The 25,077-nt window shown below is 28.8% G+C and carries 27 protein-coding genes and 2 tRNA genes; 22 read left to right on the forward strand and 7 right to left on the reverse strand.

Annotated elements, in window-relative coordinates:
- Window positions 1–35 precede the first annotated feature (35 nt).
- The 3 genes from LGK95_RS05950 to LGK95_RS05960 all read left to right on the forward strand — a co-directional run bounded on the left by LGK95_RS05950 (window position 36) and on the right by LGK95_RS05960 (window position 1,250).
- A tRNA-Phe gene (locus LGK95_RS05950) sits at window positions 36–111 on the forward strand.
- Between the two features lie 5 nt (window positions 112–116).
- Window positions 117–191, forward strand: a tRNA-Cys gene (locus LGK95_RS05955).
- 564 nt (window positions 192–755) lie between these two features.
- Window positions 756–1,250, forward strand: a complete 495-nt coding sequence (locus tag LGK95_RS05960; RefSeq protein ID WP_226123255.1) for a hypothetical protein — start codon at window positions 756–758, stop codon at window positions 1,248–1,250.
- A gap of 85 nt (window positions 1,251–1,335) precedes the next feature.
- Here the strand turns inward: LGK95_RS05960 and LGK95_RS05965 are convergent, their stop codons facing one another.
- Entirely contained in the window at window positions 1,336–2,481 is a 1,146-nt protein-coding gene (locus tag LGK95_RS05965) for a zinc-binding metallopeptidase family protein (RefSeq protein ID WP_226123256.1), read from the reverse strand.
- 258 nt (window positions 2,482–2,739) lie between these two features.
- Between LGK95_RS05965 and LGK95_RS05970 the strand changes: the two genes are divergently transcribed.
- From LGK95_RS05970 to LGK95_RS06010, 9 genes are all read left to right on the forward strand, one after another.
- A complete protein-coding gene (locus LGK95_RS05970) occupies window positions 2,740–2,952 on the forward strand; it encodes a sigma factor G inhibitor Gin (RefSeq protein ID WP_226123257.1) in 213 nt (70 codons plus the stop codon).
- Window positions 2,931–4,379, forward strand: coding sequence for an aminotransferase class I/II-fold pyridoxal phosphate-dependent enzyme (locus tag LGK95_RS05975; protein ID WP_226123258.1), 1,449 nt, complete (start codon window positions 2,931–2,933; stop codon window positions 4,377–4,379). Before LGK95_RS05970 ends, LGK95_RS05975 begins: the two co-directional genes overlap by 22 nt.
- A gap of 49 nt (window positions 4,380–4,428) precedes the next feature.
- Window positions 4,429–5,049 carry a dTMP kinase gene (gene tmk, locus LGK95_RS05980; protein WP_226123259.1) on the forward strand — a complete coding sequence of 207 codons (621 nt, stop codon included), beginning with the start codon at window positions 4,429–4,431 and terminating at the stop codon, window positions 5,047–5,049.
- Between the two features lie 15 nt (window positions 5,050–5,064).
- Window positions 5,065–5,394: a cyclic-di-AMP receptor gene (locus LGK95_RS05985; protein ID WP_226123260.1), complete on the forward strand. Its 330-nt coding sequence runs from the start codon at window positions 5,065–5,067 to the stop codon at window positions 5,392–5,394.
- Between the two features lie 57 nt (window positions 5,395–5,451).
- Window positions 5,452–6,396 carry a DNA polymerase III subunit delta' gene (locus LGK95_RS05990; RefSeq protein WP_226123262.1) on the forward strand — a complete coding sequence of 315 codons (945 nt, stop codon included), beginning with the start codon at window positions 5,452–5,454 and terminating at the stop codon, window positions 6,394–6,396.
- A gap of 1 nt (window position 6,397) precedes the next feature.
- Window positions 6,398–7,309, forward strand: a complete 912-nt coding sequence (locus LGK95_RS05995; RefSeq protein ID WP_226123264.1) for a PSP1 domain-containing protein — start codon at window positions 6,398–6,400, stop codon at window positions 7,307–7,309.
- A 10-nt stretch (window positions 7,310–7,319) separates the two neighbouring features.
- Entirely contained in the window at window positions 7,320–7,523 is a 204-nt protein-coding gene (locus LGK95_RS06000) for a heavy-metal-associated domain-containing protein (protein ID WP_226123266.1), read from the forward strand.
- 120 nt (window positions 7,524–7,643) lie between these two features.
- Window positions 7,644–7,895, forward strand: coding sequence for a YkuS family protein (locus LGK95_RS06005; RefSeq protein WP_226123268.1), 252 nt, complete (start codon window positions 7,644–7,646; stop codon window positions 7,893–7,895).
- 227 nt (window positions 7,896–8,122) lie between these two features.
- Complete coding sequence (locus LGK95_RS06010) at window positions 8,123–8,731, forward strand: muramidase family protein (RefSeq protein ID WP_226123270.1); 609 nt, start codon at window positions 8,123–8,125, stop codon at window positions 8,729–8,731.
- A gap of 108 nt (window positions 8,732–8,839) precedes the next feature.
- Here LGK95_RS06010 and LGK95_RS06015 read toward each other — a convergent pair whose 3' ends face one another.
- Window positions 8,840–9,496, reverse strand: a complete 657-nt coding sequence (locus LGK95_RS06015) for a type II toxin-antitoxin system VapC family toxin (protein ID WP_226123272.1) — start codon at window positions 9,494–9,496, stop codon at window positions 8,840–8,842.
- Window positions 9,497–9,669: 173 nt separating this feature from the next.
- Here LGK95_RS06015 and LGK95_RS06020 point away from each other — a divergent pair, with 173 nt between their 5' ends.
- The 8 genes from LGK95_RS06020 (at window position 9,670) to LGK95_RS06055 (ending at window position 17,829) form a co-directional block, all read left to right on the forward strand.
- Window positions 9,670–10,419: a tRNA1(Val) (adenine(37)-N6)-methyltransferase gene (locus LGK95_RS06020; RefSeq protein ID WP_226123273.1), complete on the forward strand. Its 750-nt coding sequence runs from the start codon at window positions 9,670–9,672 to the stop codon at window positions 10,417–10,419.
- 37 nt (window positions 10,420–10,456) lie between these two features.
- Window positions 10,457–11,299 carry a 16S rRNA (cytidine(1402)-2'-O)-methyltransferase gene (rsmI, locus tag LGK95_RS06025; protein ID WP_226123274.1) on the forward strand — a complete coding sequence of 281 codons (843 nt, stop codon included), beginning with the start codon at window positions 10,457–10,459 and terminating at the stop codon, window positions 11,297–11,299.
- Between the two features lie 122 nt (window positions 11,300–11,421).
- Entirely contained in the window at window positions 11,422–12,534 is a 1,113-nt protein-coding gene (locus LGK95_RS06030) for a C40 family peptidase (protein WP_226123275.1), read from the forward strand.
- 792 nt (window positions 12,535–13,326) lie between these two features.
- A complete protein-coding gene (locus LGK95_RS06035; protein ID WP_226123509.1) occupies window positions 13,327–13,917 on the forward strand; it encodes a DUF1836 domain-containing protein in 591 nt (196 codons plus the stop codon).
- A gap of 286 nt (window positions 13,918–14,203) precedes the next feature.
- On the forward strand, window positions 14,204–15,148 hold the full coding sequence (arcC, locus tag LGK95_RS06040; protein ID WP_226123276.1) for a carbamate kinase: 945 nt from the start codon (window positions 14,204–14,206) through the stop codon (window positions 15,146–15,148).
- Between the two features lie 18 nt (window positions 15,149–15,166).
- The gene (gene arcA, locus LGK95_RS06045; protein ID WP_226123277.1) at window positions 15,167–16,378 is read left to right on the forward strand and encodes an arginine deiminase; all 1,212 of its coding nucleotides are present in this window, start codon (window positions 15,167–15,169) and stop codon (window positions 16,376–16,378) included.
- Window positions 16,379–16,460: 82 nt separating this feature from the next.
- Window positions 16,461–17,459, forward strand: a complete 999-nt coding sequence (gene argF, locus LGK95_RS06050; protein ID WP_264174489.1) for an ornithine carbamoyltransferase — start codon at window positions 16,461–16,463, stop codon at window positions 17,457–17,459.
- A 163-nt stretch (window positions 17,460–17,622) separates the two neighbouring features.
- Entirely contained in the window at window positions 17,623–17,829 is a 207-nt protein-coding gene (locus tag LGK95_RS06055; protein ID WP_226123278.1) for a hypothetical protein, read from the forward strand.
- A gap of 301 nt (window positions 17,830–18,130) precedes the next feature.
- Here LGK95_RS06055 and ispF read toward each other — a convergent pair whose 3' ends face one another.
- From ispF to cls, 4 genes are all read right to left on the reverse strand, one after another.
- Window positions 18,131–18,598 carry a 2-C-methyl-D-erythritol 2,4-cyclodiphosphate synthase gene (gene ispF, locus LGK95_RS06060; protein WP_226123279.1) on the reverse strand — a complete coding sequence of 156 codons (468 nt, stop codon included), beginning with the start codon at window positions 18,596–18,598 and terminating at the stop codon, window positions 18,131–18,133.
- A 1,025-nt stretch (window positions 18,599–19,623) separates the two neighbouring features.
- Entirely contained in the window at window positions 19,624–20,409 is a 786-nt protein-coding gene (gene rluF, locus LGK95_RS06065; protein WP_226123281.1) for a 23S rRNA pseudouridine(2604) synthase RluF, read from the reverse strand.
- An 86-nt stretch (window positions 20,410–20,495) separates the two neighbouring features.
- The gene (locus LGK95_RS06070) at window positions 20,496–21,068 is read right to left on the reverse strand and encodes an anti-sigma-I factor RsgI family protein (protein WP_226123282.1); all 573 of its coding nucleotides are present in this window, start codon (window positions 21,066–21,068) and stop codon (window positions 20,496–20,498) included.
- A gap of 281 nt (window positions 21,069–21,349) precedes the next feature.
- A complete protein-coding gene (cls, locus tag LGK95_RS06075; protein WP_226123283.1) occupies window positions 21,350–22,804 on the reverse strand; it encodes a cardiolipin synthase in 1,455 nt (484 codons plus the stop codon).
- Between the two features lie 652 nt (window positions 22,805–23,456).
- On the opposite strand from cls, the gene LGK95_RS06080 reads away from it, so the two are divergent.
- Both LGK95_RS06080 and truA read left to right on the forward strand, forming a co-directional pair.
- Window positions 23,457–23,936, forward strand: coding sequence for a YiiX/YebB-like N1pC/P60 family cysteine hydrolase (locus tag LGK95_RS06080; protein ID WP_226123513.1), 480 nt, complete (start codon window positions 23,457–23,459; stop codon window positions 23,934–23,936).
- A 107-nt stretch (window positions 23,937–24,043) separates the two neighbouring features.
- Complete coding sequence (truA, locus tag LGK95_RS06085) at window positions 24,044–24,781, forward strand: tRNA pseudouridine(38-40) synthase TruA (protein WP_226123284.1); 738 nt, start codon at window positions 24,044–24,046, stop codon at window positions 24,779–24,781.
- Window positions 24,782–24,881: 100 nt separating this feature from the next.
- On the opposite strand, the gene LGK95_RS06090 is transcribed toward truA, so the two are convergent.
- A complete protein-coding gene (locus tag LGK95_RS06090) occupies window positions 24,882–25,067 on the reverse strand; it encodes a hypothetical protein (RefSeq protein WP_226123285.1) in 186 nt (61 codons plus the stop codon).
- Window positions 25,068–25,077: the final 10 nt, after the last annotated feature.

Consider the following 25,077-nt stretch of genomic DNA (forward strand, 5'->3'; position numbering starts at 1 on the left):
ACCTTGTGGAAGAGTAGGTCGTCGCCAGGTTACATGGCTAAATAGCTCAGTCGGTAGAGCAGAGGACTGAAAATCCTCGTGTCCCTGGTTCGATTCCGGGTTTAGCCACCAGTTATGGCGCTATAGCCAAGCGGTAAGGTCAAGGTCTGCAAAACCTTTATTCCCCGGTTCAAATCCGGGTGGCGCCTCCAAAGTACTTTGTATAATATATACAAAGTACTTTTTTTGTTGTGCGTCCAGTATGGGTGCAATTCACTATCACGCATTGATAGTTCCAAGTGTTGTAAGAGCGTGGAAGTTAAAGTATTTAGGATTTACATTTTATCAAAAAAGGTTAAATAGGAATAAGAGTACATCAAAACTCTGTTAAGAAACTAAAATTAAGCTTAAAGAAATAATGCTATGAGTATGAAGCTTTGTACAATGAAAATAAGACAAGTAATAGTTGGATGGATAAATTATAAAATTCAATTATTCGAACTATACTTAGTTCATGTTCTTACAAATACAAATAACGAATAAATATACACAACATTTAATTAAAATCAGTATTGTAGAGATAAACTTAGAAATACATATGTTGATGCATATAGATTGATATAAACATGGTATATGGACCTATATTACGACATACAGAGGATAGTGACCTTAGTACAAGTAGATTAATATATGAAATGCTAGTATAATCACATATGTTGGGTACAAAACTATTTATGTTTAGCGCTTTAAATTATTTTAGGGGGGGTCTGGCTTTCATGTATAAAGAGATGGTTCAAAGAAAAAAGTTTCCAGCTATAGTATTGTTGTTTATTACATTAATTACATTCATATGCCTATCAGACTTATTGCCTAAGTTAAGTATAGGTAGCATAAACATTAAAACGTTTGTAACTATGTTCTTTAATACACTAATGATCGCTCTTTGTTATGTAGAGTTTTCAAAATGTAAGGTTAAGTATAAGTATTCAATTGTTGTTGATCAATTTATTATTCATAAAATAAAAGGTGAAGAAGTTACAATACTGGAAGACATTAAATTAAAAGATATACAATATATTGGGAAATATTGCAACTATAATTCAGACAGTCATATTACTAGTAGTAAAAAATATATATGTTCTACATTTGTTGCAAGTAAATTCTGTTGTGTATATAAAGTAGGAGATAAATTGAAAAAGTTTTATTTTGAACCTAGTGATGGCCTTATGAAGAAAATTAAGTTATTAAAAGAAAAATCAATATTTTTATAATAAATAAATAAATAAATAAATATAAAAGAAGTATAATTGAATTTTAATTATACTTCTTTTTTTTATGGTGAGATAATATTTAATGTTATTTTAATTCAAGTGTTATTTCTTTTAATAGATCTTTTCTCTCAATAATATCAAGGCCTGTTATGGCGAGAGCTTCCGTCGCTTTCATCATATTTATTCTGCAGAACTCTGTTTGAGTCTCTAAAGCAAATGCAAGGGAGGGGCAACTTATTAAAGGATTTTCTGTAATAGCAATAGAAGGATATATACATGGTGTAGTATGACTTATAGAACCTATTCCCAAACCGTATATAGTATTTTTACAAGAATCTATATCAATAATGCCGCATTCTTTTAAGTTGTGTGTAAATATTCTTGATAAACATTTGTTAGATAAAAGTTCTTGTGAAGGTAATTCAAATAATGTTATTTCTTGAGTTATATTCATTGTTTGGGACATTGACTTAATAAAATCTACAATTGTTTTTTGGAGCATTCTAGCATAAGTTAGGCTGGTAGCTCTTAAATAAAATTTAACATCTGAATTAGAAAATGAATTAATTTTAGTGGATGCATTATTTATAGAAATATTGTCAATAGAGCAGTTGTTGTTTAGTCCTTTCAGTAACTGACTTATTGTATTAAGAATAAATAAATAGGCGTCCAAAGATGTAAAATTATTTAAATATAAGTTATTATTACTATCATTTTCGTGAAATTTAATTTTGATTGGGATTGAAGCCATTGAGGTACCACTTTCTGAATTTTTAACATCACAATGAGGTGCAATGATAACATCCATATCTTCAAAACACTTTTCTTTTGTCAGAGTTAACTCCGATCCATTAGAGTACTCTCCTGGGCATCCTAGCACTATCACGCTTCCACCGCTTTTGGATATTATTTTTGATAAGCCGAGTGCTGCACCAATAGAAATACTAGCATTTATATTATTGCCGAATATATGACCTATATTTTCTGTAGATGTGTATTTGCATACATAACATACCTTAGGATGTCCATTTCCATATTGTGCATAAAAAGAAGTAGGAATATCACAATAGTTTTCTTCTACTTCGAAGTCATGAGCTTTTAACATATTTACTATGTAAGAACAAGCCTTATATTCATTATAATTAGTTTCTGGATTAATATAAAGATAGTTTGATAAATTATATATATCTTCTTTTATACTACTTATATAACTTATAATTTCTTGTTTCATAGACTGTTCTCCTCTCAGCATTAACATAATTATTAATATAATTAGTATAACCAAAGTTACATAAATATATTGATAAAAAAATAAAATTGTATAAGGTCAAATAATAATTTTATATAGCTAGTTTTGGCATAAAATGTAGATAAATATATTTCAAATAATTATGTGGACAAAATAAGAAACCATAGTAAGTTGAATAAGATATATTATAAGAGGCTATACTTTAGTTAGTTTTAAATTATCAAGTTTGAGGGGGAAATTATGAAAAAAGAAAAGTGTATTATATGTAGAAAGCCTCTAAATGATGGTATAATAATAAATGGAATGGGAATTTGCAATAATTGTGAAGGAAGAATAATAGCATCAAAAGCTAATACGGATTTCTATGAATATTACAAGAACTGTATAAGAAAGACATTAGTACGGTTTATACCAAGAGGAGTGACTAAAGATTGTCAAGATTACCACTTGTAGATGGAGTGTTAACATATATAAAAGAAAAAAATGTTTCCTTTTGTACACCAGGGCATAAAGGTGGGCTTGGTTTTTTAAAAACAAGACAAGGTAGAGAGCTTTATGAAAATTTTATTAAAGGAGATATTACAGAGGTCGATGGATTAGATAATCTTCATAATGCAGAAGGAATAATAAAAGAATCTCAAAAATTATTGAGTAATTACTATGGAAGTATAAAATCTTATTTTTTAGTGAATGGTAGCACTAGTGGGAATTTAGCTATGATTTTTTCATCTTTTAATGAAGGTGATAAAATTATTGTAGAGAGAAATTGTCATCGTTCAATATTTAATGCCATTATTATGAGAAAGCTAAGGCCAGTGTATATTAAAAATAAAATTCATTCAAAGTATGATGCTCCATTTCCTTTAGATAAGGAGCATTTTCTTTATTTAATGAATGAAAATAAAGATGTTAAAGGAATTGTTGTTACTTATCCTAGTTATTATGGTATATGTTTTGATTTACCATATGTTATTAAAGTAGCTAAAAAATATAATATCAAGGTACTAGTAGATGCTGCTCATGGTGCTCATTTTGGTGCTTGTAAGTTATTACCTAAAAATCCTTTGACGATGGGTGCGAATATGGTGGTTATGAGTTCTCATAAAACGCTACCTAGCCTAACACAAACAGCTTTTTTACATGTAGGACAAGGGATAGATATTAGTAAGGTAGATTTCTATGTAAGTGCTTTTTTAAGTACTAGTCCATCTTATATGCTTTTGTGCTCTATGGATTATGCAAGGTATTATATTCAAGAGTATGGTGAAGTTGACTATGGGGAGTTAATTAAATTATGTTTATTATATAGAGACAAAATTAATGGATTAGGGAAGTTTTATATTTTAGGTCAGCAAGATTTATGTGATGCAACATCAAATTATCCTGAAGAGGATATTAGCTATACTATGGATCTAACAAGATATATATTAAATGTACCTAAAGGTTATAGTGGACATAAGTTATTAGAGTACCTAAGAGAAAACAAAATTCAAGCTGAAATGAGTGACAGCAGAAATGTAATTTTAATATTTTCACCTTTTAATGAACGGGAAGATTTTCATAAATTATATATAGCTCTAAAAAACTGTGATATGAGCGTTTTAAAGGATGTATACGTGAATTTGATAGATTATGGTATGCCAATATCAGTTATGTTTCCATATGAAGTAATGGGTAGAGAAAAGACTATCTTAGAACTGAAAAATGCAAAGAATAAAATAAGTGCAGTAGCAATAGTCCCATATCCGCCAGGTATACCTATTGTAATGCCTGGAGAAAGACTAAGCAAGGAAACCATAGATGTAATAGAATATTACTTAGAGTGCGATGTAACAGTGCTTGGAATTAATGGTGGAAAAGTAGCAACGGTAGAAAAATAGATAGTATTAATGCTTTATACTAATATATACATATTGTGGAGGGGATTACATGGAAAGAGGTCGGCTAATAGCATTAGAAGGCCCAGATGGTTCAGGAAAAACTACTCAAATACAATTATTAGAAAATCATCTAAAAGAATTAGGCTATGAGGTAGTAAGAACGAGAGAACCTGGGGGTACAGAAATCAGTGAAAAAATCAGAGAAATAATTTTAGACAATGAGAACTGTAGTATGAGTTATATGTGTGAGGCATTACTTTATGCTGCTTCTCGGGCACAACTAGTTAATGAAGTTATAAAGCCAGCATTAAACCTTGGTAAAATAGTTATATGTGATCGTTTCGTTTATTCGTCAATGGTGTACCAAGGAATTGGTCGCGGTCTGGGGATGGAAAGAGTAAAGAAAATTAATGAAGCAGCACTCGATGGACTTGAAGCTGATTTAGTATTTATGATTACCATTCCATATGAGGAAGGATTAAAAAGAAAGAAAATGCAAAAGACTTTAGATCGGTTAGAAAACAGTGGTAATGAGTTTCATAAAAAAGTTTTTGAAGGTTACTTAGATATTTGTAGAAAATATGATAAAATAGAAGTAATAGATGGTAATAGAAACATTGATGAAGTTCATAAAGATATAATTAACACCATAAAAAAAATAAAGTTATAGAAAGGATGGGATTATATGAAATTAGTTATTGCAATAGTTCAAGATGATGATGCAAATGATTTAATTGAGGTAATAACAGATAGAGGTTTTAGAGTTACGAAACTAGCTACTACAGGAGGATTTCTAAAATCAGGAAACACAACATTATTAATAGGTGTAGATAAAGAAAAGGTAGATGAAGTACTAGCCATAATTGAAGAAGTATGTAAAGAGAGAAAGCAGATAATATCATCACCATCACCTGTAGCTGGATCTACTGGCGTATATATGCCATTTCCTATTGAAGTAGATGTAGGTGGGGCAAATGTATTTGTAGTTGATGTAGATAAGTATATAAAGGTATAACTAAGTAGAAGCAAGTATATATAAACCTATACTTGCTTCTATTCATGGAGGACTAAAATGAGTTTTGAGAGCATTATAGGTCACAATAGTATAAAGAATCAAATAAGTAAATCTATAAATTTAGATAAGTTATCACATGCCCATCTATTAGTTGGAGAAGATGGTATAGGAAAAAGCATATTAGCTAGGGAAATAGGATTAAAGATTTTGGGGGAAACTCAAGACAGGCAATATGTTGATTTAGTGGAATGGCGAATAGAGAAGAATAAAAGCACAATAGGTGTAAATTCTATAAGAGCTTTAATTGAAGAAATTAATAAAAAACCCTTTGAGGGGGATAAAAAGGTTGTCATTATTTACAATGCCCATAAAATGACGGTTCAGGCTCAAAATGCTTTTTTAAAAACAATAGAGGAGCCACCTAAAAATGTTACGATACTTTTATTATGTGAAAATATTGAAGTTATATTAGATACAATAAAATCAAGATGTCAAATACATAAACTGAAGAGTTTAAATGTAGATGAAATGGAAGAATACTTAAAAATAAATTATCATGATTTACCTAAAGATGAAATAAAAGTTATTATAGCTTTTAGTAATGGGATCCCGGGAAAAGCTGAAAAATTTATTCTCGATAGTAATTTCAAGGAAATTCGCGATATTACATTGGAAATATTATTAAAGCTTAATAAAGAAAAAACTGAAGAAATAATTAAATATGAAAAAAAATTATCTAATCAAAAAGAAAAATTTGAAGAAATATTAACTGCATTTCTTTCATACATTAGGGATACTATAATATATAAAGAAATTGAAGAAGAAAATTTAATTATTAATATAGATAAATTGATATATATAAAAGAACTAGCTAATATATTTTCATTTAACAAATTAAATGGTATTATAAATATAATAAACGATACAAGAGAAAATTTAGATAGGAACGTTAACCCAGGGTTAGTGTTTGAAGTTATGCTATTTAAAATGCAGGAGGTTTAATATGGTTACAGTAATAGGAGTACGCTTTAAAAAAGCTGGTAAAATATATTATTTCAGTCCTAATGATATAGACATCCAAAAGGAAGATAAAGTTATCGTTGAGACAGTAAGAGGTATAGAATTTGGAGAATGTGTTATTGGTAGAAAAGAAATAAAAGAAGAGGATATAGTATCTCCACTTAAATGTGTTATTAGGAAAGCTACAGATGGAGATGCAGAAAAAGACTCAGAAAATAAAAGAAAAGAAAAAGAAGCATACGAGGTATGCTTAGACAAGATACATAAACATGAACTTGATATGAAACTCATAGATGTAGAATATACTTTTGATAATAATAAAGTTATATTTTACTTTACAGCAGATGGACGTGTGGATTTTCGTGAACTTGTAAAAGATTTAGCAGCAGTATTTAGAACTAGAATAGAGCTTAGACAAATAGGTGTTAGGGATGAAGCGAAGATGGTAGGCGGGCTTGGACCATGTGGCAGACCTATGTGTTGCTCAACTTTTTTGGGGGAATTTGCACCAGTCTCTATAAAAATGGCAAAAGAGCAAAATTTATCACTGAATCCTACAAAAATATCAGGTATTTGTGGAAGACTTATGTGTTGTTTAAATTATGAACAAGATACTTATGAAAAAATAAGAAAAACTTTACCGACTGTAGGGTCAATAGTTGAAACACCTTATGGAAGAGCAGAAGTTATTGGCAATAGTGTTGTAAAAGAAGCTGTTAAAATTAAGATGAAACTTAATGGCAGTGATGAAGAAATAGTAGAGATTAAAATAGAAGACTTAACATTAATTACTGGAAGATATGAAGATGCTGTTAGTGTAGAAGATGTTAAGTTAGAATTAGCTGAGAATGCCGAAGAATCATATATAATTAAAGAGCTATTAAAGGATAACTAGGGGGATAAAGATGAAATCAGTAATAAAAGTATGCAATATGAATACTTCGGAGGACATCGGTAATATTAATTTAGCAATATCAAATAACCAAGGAGTTATTGCTTGCAAGATAAATATTGAAAGCAAAGAAATAGAAATTATATATGATGATTATTTCATTCTATTGGATAATTTAATTGAATCTTTAGAAGAGGCCGGCTACGCAGTCATATAAAAAAGGCAGAGAAAATTTCTCTGCCTTTTTTATTTTATATTAACAAATAAGGTATAAATAGTTTCAGTTGAATACGCATTTTAAAATAGGAGATAATAATTACGAAGGGAGGAGTTAAATATGAAGAAAATTGCAGTGCAAATGGGATTAAAACCAATTAAAGATTACTTATCCGAAGAGGGATATACAGTAAAAGAGTTTGACAATAGAAAAAAGAATGCTGGTAATTTTTTAAATAAGTACGATGCAGTTGTAGTTACAGGTGAAAATCAAAACATTATGGGAGCAACTGAAACTATATCATGTGTTCCAATTATTGATGCAACTGGTATGACAGGTGAAGAAGTTAAAATACAAATAGAAAAAAAGTAAAAGATTACAAAGATTAAATATTTATATGAAGAGGTTGTTAGCTTATATGCAAAAGCTAACAACCTCATTTTTATTAGAAAAATTCATAGAAGTTTTAAATAAGCTAAAAAGTTCTAGAAAAATATCCTAAAATAATAGAACTTCGCATTGTGTGTATGAGATTTCTTTTTTATGTCGATAATTCAAATATAAATCATTCATAAAAAAATACGAAAGGGGTTTTAAATATGAATATGAAAAAAGGAATAATTAGCATATCTACGATTGTTGTAGTGATTTTAGGTGTGTTTTTTGCAGTAAGGTATATTGGAGGACGAGAAAATGTTTCAAATAATAAATTTCCGAGTGATAGTATAGCACAAAGTAATAATACGATACTTGAGAATAATAATGAAACATCAACAAATACTCAAGCTAAAAGTGCTAATGAAATGGATGCCACTTATACAAATGACAAAACCAACGTTGGGATATATACTGTTAAAGTAGATGATACTGTGTTTAGTATAGTAAAAAAACATATGCCTAGTCACGATGAAGGCCAAGTTGTAGAATATATTAAAAACAGAAATAATATGAATAATTCTTATAAGATTGCAGTAGGTCAGAAAATAGTAATTCCTTATGAGACATCAATTAAAACATCAACGACAGTATCTACCAGAGTTAGTACTAATAGTTATAGTGTTAAAAAACAAGATACATTGTATTCTATTGCTAAAAACAAGATGCCTTCATACAATGTAAAACAAGCAATAAAGATGCTAAAAGAATCAAATAAAATTACAAATGAAAATTCAATAAAAGATGGAACAGTTCTAAATATTCCCAAATAATAGGCATAGAAAAAAGTGTACTTTTGAGAAAATCAAAATTACACTTTTTTTATAATAAAGGTAAAAAGAATCGTTAAGGTTGACTAATTAATAATATAATAAACGTTATTAAATTTTAAGTATTTTCATTGCGCTACTTTCAGCATATATAAAATCACCATCCAAAGTAAGTAGAAAATCTATATTATTGTGTTGAGCTGTAGCTATGTGGAAAGCATCATTCACGGATAATAAGCTATCGCACATAAAATTTTTAACTAATAGTATACATTCTTCAGAAATATTAAGATATTTTATATTTATAATTTTTTCTAGCTCTGAGATAATTTCTACGGATTTAATGTAATAGATACTTAATAAATTTCTTTTCATAGAATTCTTAGAAATATTATCAAAATATCTTTTATAAGGAATGTGAATAAGTCTGTCTTTTTTCTTTTCCTTTAATATCTTTGTATCATGGCGGCTAAAACTATTTGTTATAGACCTAATGTTATCTAATGAGTTATAGGGACTCTCATTGCTTATTTTACATTGAATGTCACTAATGAATAGTTTGTAAAGTATTTTATTTAAAACTTCTGCTGATATAATACTTGTCGTGTAAAACTCACAACTTCCTTCAGATAGTTGCTTTAAACAGGATAAACAATCGCTATGCTTAATGTCGTCATCGTATATTAAGCTGAGCAAGAAAGATGCATCTAATAACACAGAGTTTTTATTGAAAACTATATTTTTAAACGGATATAATATTAATTGCATTTTTAACCTCATTAAAATCGATTATTATATAATATAATGTATATTCAACAATGGTTACTAATAGTAGTTTTATAATAAATTACATTTACTCTTGATTTAGCAATAATAATTGAGGTATACTTCTTTTATTGTACATATACAGTAAATAAAATTTTATAGAAAGGAGATGCATAATGGATTTTTTAAGAAAAGATGAAACTTTAGATGACCTTCAACTAAAGGGAATTCATGTTATTCAAAAAAAACATGCTTTCCGATTTGGTGTAGATGCAGTACTGCTTGCTAATTTTGCTAAAGTAAGAAAAAATGCTAAAGTCGTTGATTTATGCACTGGTACAGGCATAATTCCTTTTGTCTTAGCAGGTAAAACATATGCGAGTAATTTAATTGGTATAGAAATTCAAGAAGAATTTGTTGAGATGGCAAATCGCTCCGCACAGTATAATGAGTTAGAACATAAAATTAAATTTATAAGTGGAGACTTAAAGGATATAGAACTTATTAAAAGTATTCCCAAAGTAGATGTTGTTACGGTTAATCCACCATATAAACTTTATAATTCAGGATTAGTAAATTTAAATAATATGAATGCTATAGCAAGGCATGAAATATGTTGTACATTAGAAGATGTAATAATTGCATCTAGAATTCTGCTTCGTGATAGTGGAAGGATGTACATGGTACATAGACCTGATAGGTTAGTTGATATTTTATACACCATGAGAAAGCATAGAATTGAGCCTAAACGCATAAGGATGGTGCATCCTAGCGTAAATAAGGCACCTAACATTGTACTTATTGAAGGACAAAGAGATGGAGGGACCGATTTAAAATGGGAGCCTCCTCTTTATATTCATACAGATGATGGGGGTTATACTAAAGAAATTATTAATATGTATAATTCAGATACAATAGTAGAATAAGATAATTAACTAAACTTTACAGTAAAGGATGATAACAATGGCAGGTAAATTATATTTAGTTCCAACTCCTATAGGTAATTTAAAGGATATTACACTCAGGGCATTAGAAGTGCTTCATAATGTAGATATTATAGCAGCTGAAGATACAAGGCAAAGCTTAAAACTCTTAAATCATTTTAATATAAAAAAACCACTTATAAGTTACCATCAACATAATGAACAAGGAAGAAGCGAAAACATTATTGAACAGGTAAAGGAAGGTAAAAACATTGCTATAATTAGTGATGCAGGTTCACCAGGAATATCAGACCCGGGAAGTGTAATAGTCTTAAAGTGCATTGAACAGATGATAGAATTTGAGGTGTTACCTGGAGCTACTGCAGTTATTACAGCTCTTGTATATTCAGGCCTTGACACTACCAAATTTATTTTTAGAGGTTTTCTACCTAGGGAGAATAAAGATAGAAAGCCTATTATTGATGATTTAATGAATAGGAGTGAAACTCTAATTTTCTATGAGGCTCCTCATAGACTTTTAAGTACTTTAGAATTTTTATATGAAAACTTAGGGAATAGAAAAATTTCAATGTGTAGAGAACTTACAAAACTTTATGAGGAAATAATTAGGCTAAATTTAGAAGAAGCTATAGAGTATTATAAAAGTAATTCACCAAGAGGGGAATACGTGTTAGTAGTTGAAGGAAAGAGCAAGGAAGCTATAGAGAATGAAGAAAGAGCTAAATGGGATTCGCTAACTATAGAAGAGCATATACAAAAGTTTATGAATGAAGGATTAAGTAAAAAAGATGCAATGAAAAAAGTCGCAAAGGATAGAGATATGCCTAAATCAGAAGTATATAAGCACTCATTAAAACTTTAACCTATGTTTTTATCTAGCTTTTATATAAAATAGTGGTATAATACAATGGTTGATTTAAAAATGTTCATTAAAAACGATTAAATTGTATAAATACATATATTTTTATTATAGGGGGAATTAGTTTGCGAAAAAGCATAATATCATTAATAGTAACAATTGGACTGGCGGCTACTATAAGTATGCCAGTATTAGCAGAGCCATTATCGGACAAGCTTAGTAGTCAAAAGAGTCAGCTTGAACAGCAAAAGAGTTCATACAATAAGGCACAAAGCAATATTGAGACCATAGAAAGTTCTATTGAACAATTAGATTCGGATATAGAAAAAATGTATGCAGAAGTGGATAAAACGAAAACTGATATAGCTTCAAAAGAGAAACAGATATTGAAAACAACCAAAAGTGTACAAGTTGCAGAAGAAAATGTTAAAAAAGAAGAAGACTTATTTAATAAGAGAATGCGAAGCATGTATATGAATGGTGTAGACAGCTATGTCGAGGTTTTATTGGATTCTAAGGGTATAGAAGACCTTATTTCAAGAGTTGAGAACGTTAAAGAAATTGTTGAATATGATAACAAAATGATTAAGGAATTAAATAATAAAAAAAGTGTAATTCAAAAACAGAAGGTTGCGCTTGAAGCTGAAAGAGCTAAGTTGGTTTTATTGAAAACAAATAATGAAAGAAAATTAAACAAACTTAAAGAAAAGAAGCAAGAACAAAACATATTAATATCGAAAGCCAAAAAAGAAGAAGAATCATATTCTGGTAAGATAAATGATGGGCAAGCTACAGTTGATGCTACTATGAAGCAAATACAGAAAATAAGAGATAGTGTACCTAAGTATACTCCATCTAGAGGAGAGACATCAGCAGCATCATCACTTAGCTCTAATGCAATTGTTGCTTATGCTAGTAATTTTTTAGGAACACCATATGTTTGGGGTGCCGCTGGTCCTCAATTTTTTGACTGTTCTGGATTTATGCAATATATATATGCTCATTTCGGAGTTTCATTGAGTAGAACGACATTTACACAGATAAATGAAGGATCATATGTATCTAGAGATAAGTTACAAGCAGGGGACTTAATATTCTTTGGTACACAATCAAACCCTCATCATGTGGGAATGTATATAGGTAATAACTCATATATTCACGCTCCTCGTACTGGAGATGTAATTAAGATATCAGCATTGACAAGACCAGATTACCTTACTGCAAGAAGAATTAAGTAATATAGAATTTAAACAGGCTATCTTAATAGTCTGTTTTTTTTTATAATTTATGGTGCAGTTATTTTGATAAAGGGTTATAGTTAGGTAGTAGTTATTTTAAAAATCGAACAAAAAATTCTTTAATACGCGAAATGTAAACGAATCCACAAGCCGGGTTTAATATAACACTAGCATGTCAATAAAAGATACAAACTAAAAATTACTTATTGACTATAATAATTAGTCTAAATACTAAATAGCAGAAAAAAATAAAAATTGAAAGTAGTTTATTAATTTAATACTGTTTATTCCACACAAAATTAACATGTTATACACAGGTCATAGGAGTGTGTGTGGATAAAAAGAATGTCAAAATTACTTTTAATATGTAAATCCCATTAAACAAGGCTTTCAATATAAACTATGTTGTCCACAGCTTCTGTTGATTAAATGTCAAAAACTGTGGATAACTTAATTATTTTGTTTATAATTTACCTAATTGCAATATTAACTGTGAATTAAATCAAATTGTAAAAGAGAAATTTGTAATAAAGTAAGGTATATTGCTTTCTTAAATATTTATATATACGTTAATAATTTTAAAAATCTAAAAAAATTAAAATGTTTAAGAAATATGTAAAATAACTTGTAATAGGTTATACATACCTTATAATAGAAGTACATACCTTATAATAGAAGTACATACCTTATAATAGAAGTACACACCTTATAATAGAAGTACACATAATTTTTATATAAAAGACTAGAAAAACGCTTTAAGGAAGACATTAAATTTTTGGAAGGTGATAAATGATGCATAAGTCTAAATTTACTCTAGAAGATATAAATTCATTATCAAAAGCAGTATCAGAAAACAGCATAGTTACATATGAAGAATTACCTCAGTATGATTTATTTTTATCTCAAGTTATAGATTATTTAAATGATAAATTTGATGCTGATAATTACACTAATAATATAGTACAGAATTACATAAAAAGTGGAGTTATATCAAAACCAGAAGATAGGAAAAAAAGGGGATATACAAAACTACATCTTGTCCAATTAGTATTACTTAGTTATATGAGACCGATACTTACAGCTGAAGAAATAAGAAAAGTATTTACACTAGCATTTAATGATATGAATGATAGAAGTGATGACATTATTTCCTGGGAAAGCGCATATGAAATATTTTCTGATATGCAAAAGGAAAGCCTTAATCAAGTTGGAAAAAATCAGTTTTGCGATAAAGCAAGATTGCAAAAGATAATTGATACTTTAGATTTAAAGGCGAGTGATGAGGAAAGAATATCAGTATTTCTGGTTGTAATGACATTAGTATCACAAGCTAGCGCTATAAAAAAATTAGTGCAAAAAATTGTAGCGGATTATAATCATTAAAGATTATAGTGAAAAAAGATCCCTTAAAATGAGGTCTTTTATTTTTTTATAAAATTTATTTATTCGTTAAATACATATATTTTATACAATCAAAACTCAGTTTTTTTTAATAGTTTATTAAGTTTACAAAGAATTTTAATAAATTAGTACAAAATGGGAAGAATATATATGCAAATATTATGAAATTGCAATGGTTGACAAGAATTGTATAAGAGGATAATATAAAAATATTGATGATTTTATATTATCGTGAAAATTGGAAGATAATGCGCTGGAGGGTTTATTGATGAAAATAGTATTAGCATTAGGTGGGAATGCACTTCAATCAGATCCTAAAGACAAAAGTTGTGAGTCACAACTTAAGACTTGTAAGGAAACAGCTAAATCTATAGTTGATCTTATAGAAGAGGGGCATACAATATCTGTAGTTCATGGGAATGGACCTCAAGTGGGTCAGATTGTTGCAGCAGTGGAAGCGGCTCAAAAATTCGATAAGGTGAATGTATTGTTCCCTTTTGATGTATGTGGAGCTTTTTCACAAGGATACATTGGATATCATCTTCAGAATGCCATAGGAGAGGAATTAAGAAATAGAAATATAGATAAGACTGTAGTAACCATAGTGACTCAAGTAGTAGTTGATAAAGATGATGAAGGTTTTAAAAATCCGACCAAACCAATAGGATCTTTCTATTTAAAAGAGGAAGCTGAAAAGTTAGAAAAAGAACATGGTTATATAATGAAAGAAGATTCTGGTAGAGGATATAGAAGAGTTGTTGCATCTCCGAAGCCTATTGATGTTATTGAAAGGGATATAATAAAACAACTAGTGAATACAGGTAACCTCGTTATATCATGTGGAGGTGGAGGCATACCTGTTATTCGAGAAGGCACAATGGTTAAGGGTGTTTCCGCAGTTATAGATAAAGATTTTGCTGCAGAGATTCTCGCAGAAATATTAGATGCTGACGTTCTTCTAATACTAACGGGAGTGGATAGAGTATGTGTAAACTTTAATAAGCAAAATCAAAAAGAACTTGTGCAAATTACTATTGATGAAGCCAATAAATATATTGATGAAGGTCAATTTGCTCCAGGCAGTATGCTGCCAAAGATTGAGGCTTGTAAAAAATTTATAATAAACAATAAAGATAAAACAGCTATCATAGTATCGTTGTCAAAAGTTAGAGAAGCATTAATGGGTACATCGGGCACAAAAATTGTATACTAAGTTGGAGGGTAAGAGGAAATGGATAAGAAAAAAATTAATATTTATTCGGAAATCGGCAATTTAAAGACTGTTCTTATACATAGGCCTGGAGAAGAGATTGAAAACCTTATACCTGAATATCTTGAAAGACTTTTATTTGATGACATTCCGTTTCTAAAGGTTGCAAGACAAGAACATGATAATTTCGCTAAAATATTGCAGGAAAATGGTGTTGAAACGTTGTACCTTGAAGATTTAGCTGTAGAGGCAGTAAAGGAGCCTAATGTTAAGGAGTTATTTCTAAATGAAGTTATAGAGGAATGCGGAATAAACGAGACTAAGATAATAAACTCATTAAAAGAGTATTTATGCTCTATGTCAGAAAAAAAAATGATTGATAAGGTTATGGCAGGGATAAGGAAAAAAGAAGTAAAAATTAAAGAATATTATGATGAGTATCCATTTATAATGGATCCGATGCCTAATTTATATTTCACACGTGATCCTTTTTCTTGTATTGGTAGTGGCATAAGTTTAAATTCTATGAAGACCAAAACTAGGAGAAGAGAAACAATATTTGGGAAGTATATATTTAATTATCATCCAGAGTTAAAAGATCCTGATATTCAATTATGGTACGATCGAAATGATGTCTATAATATTGAAGGTGGAGATGAATTAATTTTATCAAAACAAGTTATTGCAATTGGTCATAGTGAGAGAACTGATAAAGAAGCGGTTATAAATATGGCTAAAAACATATTTGGAAACGGAGAAAATTTTAGAACAGTTTTAATATTTGATATTCCAAAAACTAGAGCATTTATGCATCTAGATACCGTATTTACAATGATAGATCATGATAAATTTACTGTTCATCCAGGGATAGAAGGTACATTAAGGGTTACTGCATTAAGTTATGATTATAAGAACAAGGAATTGATAACAAAAGAAGAAGTAGGTAGTTTAGAAAAAATACTTTCTAAATATCTAAAAAAAGATATCACGTTAATACGGTGTGGTGGAGGAGACAAGGTTATAGCAGGAAGAGAACAGTGGAATGATGGATCAAATACTTTAGCTATATCCCCTGGCAAAGTAATAACTTATGAGAGAAATTACGTTACTAATGAGATTTTAGATAAAAATAACATAACGGTGCTTCAGATTCCATCTGGTGAACTATCAAGAGGTAGAGGCGGACCAAGATGTATGTCTATGCCTTTTTATAGGGAAGATTTATTAGAATAGTAGAAATACATTGAAATTTTGGTTATTATGGTACATTATTATAGTTAATATGACAAATAAACAATAGAGAGGGGAATTTATTATGTTTAACTTAAGAAACAGAAATTTTCTAACATTGATGGATTTTTCACCAAAGGAAATTAATTATTTTCTCGATTTAGCTAGAGATTTAAAAAGAGCTAAATATACGGGTACAGAAAAGCAATCATTAAAAGGCAAAAACATAGTACTATTATTTGAAAAAGATTCGACTAGAACAAGATGCGCATTTGAAGTTGGAGCACTCGATCAAGGAGCACATGTTACATATCTTGGACCAACAGGAAGTCAAATGGGTAAAAAAGAATCAATTGCAGATACTGCGAGAGTCCTAGGAAGAATGTATGATGGCATTGAATATAGAGGGTATGGTCAAGAAGTAGTAGAAGAACTAGCAAAATTTGCCGGAGTGCCGGTATGGAATGGGTTAACGACGGAGGACCACCCTACTCAGATACTTGCTGATTTTTTAACAATAAAAGAACATTTTTCAAAACCATTAAATGAAATTAAATTTGTATATGCAGGTGACGGAAGAAATAATATGGCGAATGCTCTTATGATAGGAGCTGCTAAGATGGGAATGGACTTTAGAATAATTGCCCCGAATTCTTTATTTCCTGAAGAGTCATTAATTAATAAATGCAGAGAAGTAGCTAAGGACACAGGAGCAAGTATTACGATTACTGACAAAGTAGCTGAGGGAGTAAAAGACGCAGATGTTATATACACTGATGTTTGGGTGTCAATGGGAGAACCTGATGAAGTTTGGGCTCAAAGGATTAATTTGTTAAAACCATACCAAGTTAATAAAGAAATGATGAATTTAACCGGCAACACAAACACCAAATTTATGCATTGCTTGCCAGCATTCCATAATTTAAAAACTAAAGTTGGTAGGGATATAAATGAAAAATTTGGAATGAACGGTGTTGAGGTTACAGATGAAGTATTTGAAAGTGCTGCATCAATAGTGTTTGATGAAGCCGAAAATAGAATGCATACTATTAAAGCAGTTATGGTGGCAACATTAGGAAATTAATATTAACTTAAATAAACTTATAATAGAAATATTATAAGTTTATTTAAGTATTAAGACTAAATATCATAAATAAATTTAAATTAATAATATTTTAAGCATAAATATTGCTGCACAATAATATTTATTATTTTATAGTTAATAAATATTAAAGGGGTAGATATATATGCTAAATATAATTCCAAAGTTTATTTATGATCTCTGTGGGGAAAAGGTAGAAGTTATGAATTATACAAAAGTTTTTTTTCAAAATAAGAATGAAGAGGGTTATGTACTTCATGTAGAGCAACATGATAAAATTACATCTATAAATGAGTTCGATTTAGAGAAAAGAGAAGATAAATATTATTGTACAAGGAAATTATTTAGTTAACTAAAATTTTAAACATAGTTTTATCTGTTAAAATAATCATGCAGGCTTTTAATTAATAAAGCTTGTATGATTTTTTACATTTACCACGTATAAAATCTTCTTATATTAGTAGATACAAATTAAATAGGTTTAATAGAGGCTTACATGAAGATAGTTATAATGTGGCATAATTACTCTCTAGAGTATATTATAACGATTACTAGCGGCGTTAGATACGTTAACACTTATGTCAAAGATAACTTATACATAAATAAGTTATCTTTGACATAAGTTATAATTATTTATGTATAAGTACAACATTTTATTTCAAAAGACATATGGCATTAGAAGAGATTCCTTCTTGGCGACCAGTAAAACCAAGGTCTTCCTCTGTAGTAGCTTTAACATTAACGCTGCTGATAGGTAATTGTAATGCAGTTGCAATATTTATTACCATATTGGGTATATGAGGAGCCATTTTAGGTCTTTGTGCAATTATTGTAGCATCTATATTTTCAATTGTGTAGTTATTAGATTTTATTAAACTACCTACATGTTCAAGCAGAATAATGCTTGAGATACCTTTAAATCTGATATCACTATCAGGAAAATGTTCTCCAATATCCCCGAGAGCAGCAGCACCTAGAAGAGCATCTATAATAGCGTGAAGCAGAACATCTGCATCTGAATGACCTAGTAACCCAGTCTCGTGAGGTATGGTTACTCCACCAAGTATTAAACTTCTACCCTTAACTAATTTATGCACATCGTATCCCATTCCAATTCTCAAGTAAATTACCTCTTTTCATTTCATTTATAATTATTTTTAATATATTTCACATATTTAACTCAGTATTTATTTTCATGTGCCTAATATACCATTTTCAAATAAGGTAATCAAGATATTCTGTGATAGTAATTAAAAATAATACATTAGAGCAACTAGATATTAGTATAAAATTACATAATAAGTTATTAACATGTTATCAACAAAACTGTGGATAATGTGCATAACTTAATAATTTTATTTTGAAATATTTTAATAAAAATACATATATTTGAATAAAATTCTTCGATAAAAATAAAATTATAACTAATAATTAGTAATTAGCATCAACTCCACAAGTTATACACAGATTAATTGTGGATAATGTGTATAAGTATCAAATAAAATATAATTATTTACAAAAAAATACAAAAAAAGAATGCCGTTGTGGACTACAAAATAATAATGTGTACAATCTGTGAGTCTAAATGAAAAATAGTAAAATATTTCAAATAATAAGTGAATTTATAAAAATAATAACTTTGTAATATAATTTTATGTAAAATACTAGGAATGTCTATACCACTATAATTAAAAAAAAATCAGATAATTCATGAGTAGCTTAAGGGAATAAAATGTGGCTATAACTGGAAAAGACATCTAAAGAATAAAAAGGAAATGGTTATATGCACCATGATAGTATATACAGGATGAAATTAAAAATAGTTCTAAATTAGGCAATAATGATAACAAGGCGTCTGAAACAGTATATGAAGCAATAATTGGACTTTAAGATAAAAACGAGTAAAATTTAAAAAGATTGAGAAAAATAAAGAAAAAATTACAGGCAGAATATAAGCTTGTCATTAAAATAATTCATGGTTAAATATAATAATTATTATTAACTAAGATTAACAAGTTATCCACAATTTCTGTGTGTACAATGTTGATAACTTTCAAAAAAGCAAAAAAACACACATATGTGTGCTTTTTTAACGGCAAATTATCATGTAAAATATAGATAGAATCTTATGAAAATATAAATTTTGTTATTTTGAAGCGTTTTCAGTTTTAATGGAATTACTAATTAGATTATTAATACCTAATAATTCACTTTGTTCTAGGTATCTCCATTTACCAACAGGCAGATTATCTAGAGAGATATTCATAATTCTAAGCCTCTCAAGTCTTACAACAGAATATTCTAGGGTTTCACACATTCTTCTTATTTGCCTGTTAAGTCCCTGTGTTAATGTTATTCTGAAAACATATTTACTTTCTTTTTTAACAAAACACTTATTAGTTATAGTTTCTAGTATTGCTATACCATTCGCCATACTATTTATAAAATTTGTGGATATAGGTCTATCTACTGTAACAATATACTCTTTTTCATGTTGATTTCCTGAACGTAAAATCTTATTTACAATATCACCATCGTTTGTTAAAAATATAAGACCTTGAGAAGGTTTATCAAGACGGCCTATTGGAAAAATTCTTTTTGGATAGTTTATGAAATCTATAATATTGCCATTGACCTTATGTTCTGTGGTGCAGGTTATACCAATTGGTTTATTAAAAGCTATATAAACCAATTCTTCCTTGTTTTTTAATGGTTTACCACTTATTTCAATATGATCATTTGTAGAAACCTGAGTGCCAAGTTCTGGTATTTTACCATTTACAGTGACATTACCTTGACTAATTATTTTATCAGCCTCTCGTCTAGAACAAAAACCTGTCTCGCTTATAAATTTATTTAATCTAATCTTCGTTTCATTATTTTCGGAGTGCTTAATAATATTTTTCTCTTTCTTATTAGATATTACTTTCATTTCACACCATCCTTCGGGTTTATAAAGTAAAATTAAGCTAGGTAATTCACGTTATCTTATAAATTTAAGTAGGGCTAAAAATACCCTTAATTAATTACAGCTTGTCCATTGTTATTTAGAAGAACTTTAAAATTATGCGTCCCAGCATATCTATTAAACTCAGTTAAGTTAATAGGGGTTTTATGTTTATTTCCAGAAACAAATATAGAAAGCTCAAAACCATCATCAGCATGTGCTTTAGTTAAGTATTTTTGCTTAATAGATTCATCTAGAATTAGATGCAATGCTTCATCCAAAGACTTATGCTCTAAGGATACAAGTTGTTTCATTTTATAGCCTCCAGAGCTAATGCCTTCAACCTTGGTAATTTTATTTGAACCATTTACATCCATTTTTAGAGAACAATTCATGTCCACTATAACGGAATAATTGTATCGATTATCCAAATATAATTGTATCACCAAAAATAACATTAATATAATACAAGCAACTGCTAATAAATATTTCCATACGACAGTTTTTTTATATTCCTCACCTGCATAGAGTTCGCCGATTACAGGTTCAGCTGTGTGTTTTTCTAGAGTAACAAATTCATTGTTTGCGGTTATGATATATACTTTATCTTCTTCAATGTTAATTACTTTGCCAGCTTTTCGCATAAGCGCACCCCTTTCATATGACACTAGGTAGTTACAATAAATGAATAACAATATATGACACAAAGTAAAATATTTGTATTAAAATAAAATAATTAAGAATATACAAAGTATAGCACTAAATTTCAATTATTATTATATCATATGGGAAGTATCTTTATAATTTAAGTAATTAATAATAAAGATGAATACTGCTTAATCAACATAAAAAATCTGCATATTGAGGATATAATAAAGCATTTATAAGTGCAGCATATAAATGCTATTATGAAAATACTCCTTCATTATAAGATAGGTGAAAGTAATCTTGAAATAGATTCTTTAAATTTTACACTTAAATTTCTATGAATATATTTTTCAAGAGTTAATTCTGTACAAAACTTCAAATCATCAGCAAAATAATGGTCTAGGTCAGTAGTTATTTTTTTATCATATATAAAGGCATTAATTTCAAAGTTTAAAGTAAAACTTCGAATATCTAAATTAGCTGTACCTACAGAGCTTATCGACTTATCTATAGAAAGAAACTTACTGTGAAGAAAGCCTTTAGTGTAGGTGTAACATTTGACACCAGATTCGAGTAGTTCTCCCATATAGGATGTTGATGCCCAATATACAAATGGGTGATCTGGTTTACTTGGTATAATTATACGTACATCTACTCCAGACAAAGATGCTATTTTTAAAGCTTCTAATATACTATCATCTGGGATAAAATAGGGAGTTTCTATATATATGTTTTTTTCAGCTTTACTGATCATTTTTAAGTACCCATTTTTAATAGAGTTCCAAGTTGAGTCAGGACCACTTGAAACTATTTGAAGACCTGTTCTACCAACAGGAGTTCTGTGAGGAAAATACTTATTATCAAAAGTAGAATCTTCCTTTGCAGCAAATCTCCAATCCATTAAAAAATGTAATTGCAACGCATCGATTGCGTCTCCTTGTATGAATAAATGTGTATCTCGCCAAAATCCAAATTTTTTAGAGTGTCCTAAATATTCATCTCCAATATTAAAACCACCTATAAAGGCAAAGTGTCCATCGATAGTGCATATTTTACGATGATTTCTGAAATTTACACGAAGATTTATATAAGGAAGAAAGGGAGGGAAGAAGCAAGCAACTTTTCCGCCAGATTCAATTAAAGGCTTGAAAAAAGAATTGTGCACCTTAAGGCAACCCATACCATCATAGAGTAATTTTACCTCAACTCCTTCTTTAGCTTTATCACATAGAATTTTAAGAATAGCCCCTCCTAAAGTATCATTTTGGAATATATAGTATTCCATGTGTATATACACTTTTGCATTTTTAAGAGATTCTTTAAGTTGATCAAATTTTGCTTTACCATCAGTAAATATTGTTACGTGGTTATTATTAGTGTAAAAGGAATTATCACTGCAAAGGTTAAGTTTCATCATGTCAGAATACTTACTTAAAAAAGGATTAGTTTTAATTAAGTCATCATCATTTAGAAATTCTTTCTGCTTATTAATAATTGAGGTAAGATTTTCTCTTTCTTCTTTTTTTAAAGAAAACATTCTTTTTCTTTTTAAATTTTGACCAAGAAACAAATATAGAATAAATCCTATGCTAGGCAAAAATAGTAATACCATAAGCCAAGTCCAGGTACTGGCAGGATTTTTTCGTTCAATAAAAACAACTGCTAAGGCAAAGAGGATATTAATAAAAAATAACAAATTAAATAAACGTAATAATAATTCACTTGCAAACATATGAGCCTCCATAAAATTCATTTTGTCTTATTGATTTAACTTATATTTATAGTATACATATAAATGCATATAAAAAAACAATGAAAATCATTAAAATACAAATATTTAATTTATTAGGAAATGGTTTAGTATAAAATAAATATATTTCACTATTATAATTTATAATTTATAATATTAAAGGAATAGTAACTTCTATGGTATAATAGTATTGCATTATTGAAATCAATTTATGGGGAGAAGTATGTTTGCATTAAATTTATTATTATATTGGTAATATGTATGGCTTTTTTTATTTGCGCTTGGAGATTATATTATAATGTTTTTTAAAATGAAAATGGAATCGGGGATAAGGTTATTGGTTTAGTCCATAGAACAGTTAATGAGGCAATAAACAGATCCTTGGTGCTTATAAAAAAGATAGAGCATGTGATGAATGAAATTCAGAGAAGCGAAAGCCTGTTTAATTCGAATGTTCAAAATATGTCCTTATATGATAAACAAAGCATAAGATAAATGGTATAGTTACGTAGGATGTTATAATGAATTAAATCGAATTAGAGAAAAATATAAAAATAAGCTTATATTAAAACATACGTTAGATCCACATTCTAAATATAAGAATGTTTTATTAGTTTACGCTTCAACCATAGCAATACGTAAAAATGCTGTACTGATTGCAAAAGAGGATAAATTAAAGGCCTTATTTACAGCTTTTGAATATTTAGGAAAGGCATATGATTACAATTTTGATGTTATGACAGATAATGCATTGTTTTGTAGTGAACTAATTTACAAATCATATTTATGTTCAAAAAATAAAAAGGGGCTTACGTTTAAATTAGAACCAAAAGCAGGCAGGTTACTACTTTCACCTAATAGTATTGTTAAAAAATTTGATGCAGAATATGGTAGTGAAAATGCAGAATTTGATTTTGTATTATTTTATGATAGTAGTGAAAAAGAAAAAAAGGACATAAGGAAAAGTGCAATTGATTTAAAAACAACTTGGAAGTTATCTAAGTGGATGATCATAAAGCGAAGGATTATCTTTAAAAGAGAAGCAAAACATTCTATAGTGAAACTCAATTTAGTAATATCAAAGTTGAAAATCATTTTGAATATTGTGTTTTAAGAATATAGATATATGTATATGTATATAATAGAAGTTGGAATTAAAAAATATAGTTAAAATATTAAAGTATTAAAATATTAAAATAGAAAGTAGGATAAATAATAAATATGAGAAATATAAAAATTGTAATAGAATATGATGGTACTAGGTATAAAGGATGGCAAAGACTTGGAGATAGTGATAATACAATTCAGCATAAAATAGAGTCTGTTTTAAGTAAGATGGCGGGAGAAAATATCGAAATCACTGGTTCTGGAAGAACAGATGCAGGAGTACATGCGTCAAACCAAGTAGCAAATTTTAGAACTGAATGTACAATGCCAACACATAAAATGCGTAGTTATTGTTATGAATATTTACCTGAAGATATTGTAGTGAAGACTGTCGAAGAAGTAGACCTTAATTTTCATGCGAGATATAATGCTAAGGTTAAAAAATATGTATATAATATTTGCAATAATAAAGCACACGATGTATTTACTAGGAAATATGACTATCATGTAGCTTTACCTCTTAATATTGAAAAAATGAGAAAAGCGTCAGAAATTTTAATAGGAGAACATGATTTCCAAAGTTTCACAACACTTAAAACAAAGAAAAAATCTACTATAAGAAATATTTACACAATAAACATTGTAAATAATGATGGAAATATAGAAATTAGTATTCAAGGAAACGGATTTATGAAGAATATGGTAAGATTAATAGTTGGAACACTTGTTGAAGTGGGACTTGGAGAAAGAGATGCAAATGAATTAAGTGATATTTTAGATAAGAAAGAAAGAAAATATGCTGGACATATTGCGCCAGCCAAAGGTTTGTTTTTAGAAGAGGTTAATTACTAAAAGATACAAATAGTTTATGATTTAATTATATATAAGTAAAAGAGACATATAGTATTAACTTATATGTCTCTTTTACTTTTTGCATTTTTTATATGTAGATTTACAATATACCTTCATTTTTTAATATATCTTCAATCTCGTCAACTTTTTTAGAGAGAATATAAAAACGATCTTTTAATATATCTTTAATAAGGGGAGTTTCCTTTATAGTTTTCTCTAAGGAGTCTATAGTGTCTAGTGCATCATCAATTCCCTTTTGTGCTAATTTAAGATTATCTTGTTTCATTATTAAATCT

The sequence above is a fragment of the Clostridium algoriphilum genome (assembly GCF_020443705.1).
Classification (GTDB): domain Bacteria; phylum Bacillota; class Clostridia; order Clostridiales; family Clostridiaceae; genus Clostridium_AD; species Clostridium_AD algoriphilum.

Coding starts and splice junctions, on each gene's coding strand:
- LGK95_RS06000 (WP_226123266.1), top strand. CDS start 7,320: ATGAAATCAGTAATAAAAGTATGCAATATGAATACTTCGGAGGACATC.
- LGK95_RS05960 (WP_226123255.1), top strand. CDS start 756: ATGTATAAAGAGATGGTTCAAAGAAAAAAGTTTCCAGCTATAGTATTG.
- LGK95_RS06035 (WP_226123509.1), top strand. CDS start 13,327: ATGCATAAGTCTAAATTTACTCTAGAAGATATAAATTCATTATCAAAA.
- LGK95_RS06070 (WP_226123282.1), bottom strand. CDS start 21,068: ATGCGAAAAGCTGGCAAAGTAATTAACATTGAAGAAGATAAAGTATAT.
- tmk (WP_226123259.1), top strand. CDS start 4,429: ATGGAAAGAGGTCGGCTAATAGCATTAGAAGGCCCAGATGGTTCAGGA.
- LGK95_RS06015 (WP_226123272.1), bottom strand. CDS start 9,496: ATGCAATTAATATTATATCCGTTTAAAAATATAGTTTTCAATAAAAAC.
- LGK95_RS06010 (WP_226123270.1), top strand. CDS start 8,123: ATGAATATGAAAAAAGGAATAATTAGCATATCTACGATTGTTGTAGTG.
- LGK95_RS05995 (WP_226123264.1), top strand. CDS start 6,398: ATGGTTACAGTAATAGGAGTACGCTTTAAAAAAGCTGGTAAAATATAT.
- LGK95_RS05990 (WP_226123262.1), top strand. CDS start 5,452: ATGAGTTTTGAGAGCATTATAGGTCACAATAGTATAAAGAATCAAATA.
- LGK95_RS05985 (WP_226123260.1), top strand. CDS start 5,065: ATGAAATTAGTTATTGCAATAGTTCAAGATGATGATGCAAATGATTTA.
- rluF (WP_226123281.1), bottom strand. CDS start 20,409: ATGAAAGTAATATCTAATAAGAAAGAGAAAAATATTATTAAGCACTCC.
- argF (WP_264174489.1), top strand. CDS start 16,461: ATGTTTAACTTAAGAAACAGAAATTTTCTAACATTGATGGATTTTTCA.
- cls (WP_226123283.1), bottom strand. CDS start 22,804: ATGTTTGCAAGTGAATTATTATTACGTTTATTTAATTTGTTATTTTTT.
- LGK95_RS06005 (WP_226123268.1), top strand. CDS start 7,644: ATGAAGAAAATTGCAGTGCAAATGGGATTAAAACCAATTAAAGATTAC.
- LGK95_RS06020 (WP_226123273.1), top strand. CDS start 9,670: ATGGATTTTTTAAGAAAAGATGAAACTTTAGATGACCTTCAACTAAAG.
- arcC (WP_226123276.1), top strand. CDS start 14,204: ATGAAAATAGTATTAGCATTAGGTGGGAATGCACTTCAATCAGATCCT.
- rsmI (WP_226123274.1), top strand. CDS start 10,457: ATGGCAGGTAAATTATATTTAGTTCCAACTCCTATAGGTAATTTAAAG.
- arcA (WP_226123277.1), top strand. CDS start 15,167: ATGGATAAGAAAAAAATTAATATTTATTCGGAAATCGGCAATTTAAAG.
- LGK95_RS06055 (WP_226123278.1), top strand. CDS start 17,623: ATGCTAAATATAATTCCAAAGTTTATTTATGATCTCTGTGGGGAAAAG.
- LGK95_RS05970 (WP_226123257.1), top strand. CDS start 2,740: ATGAAAAAAGAAAAGTGTATTATATGTAGAAAGCCTCTAAATGATGGT.
- LGK95_RS05965 (WP_226123256.1), bottom strand. CDS start 2,481: ATGAAACAAGAAATTATAAGTTATATAAGTAGTATAAAAGAAGATATA.
- LGK95_RS06090 (WP_226123285.1), bottom strand. CDS start 25,067: ATGAAACAAGATAATCTTAAATTAGCACAAAAGGGAATTGATGATGCA.
- truA (WP_226123284.1), top strand. CDS start 24,044: ATGAGAAATATAAAAATTGTAATAGAATATGATGGTACTAGGTATAAA.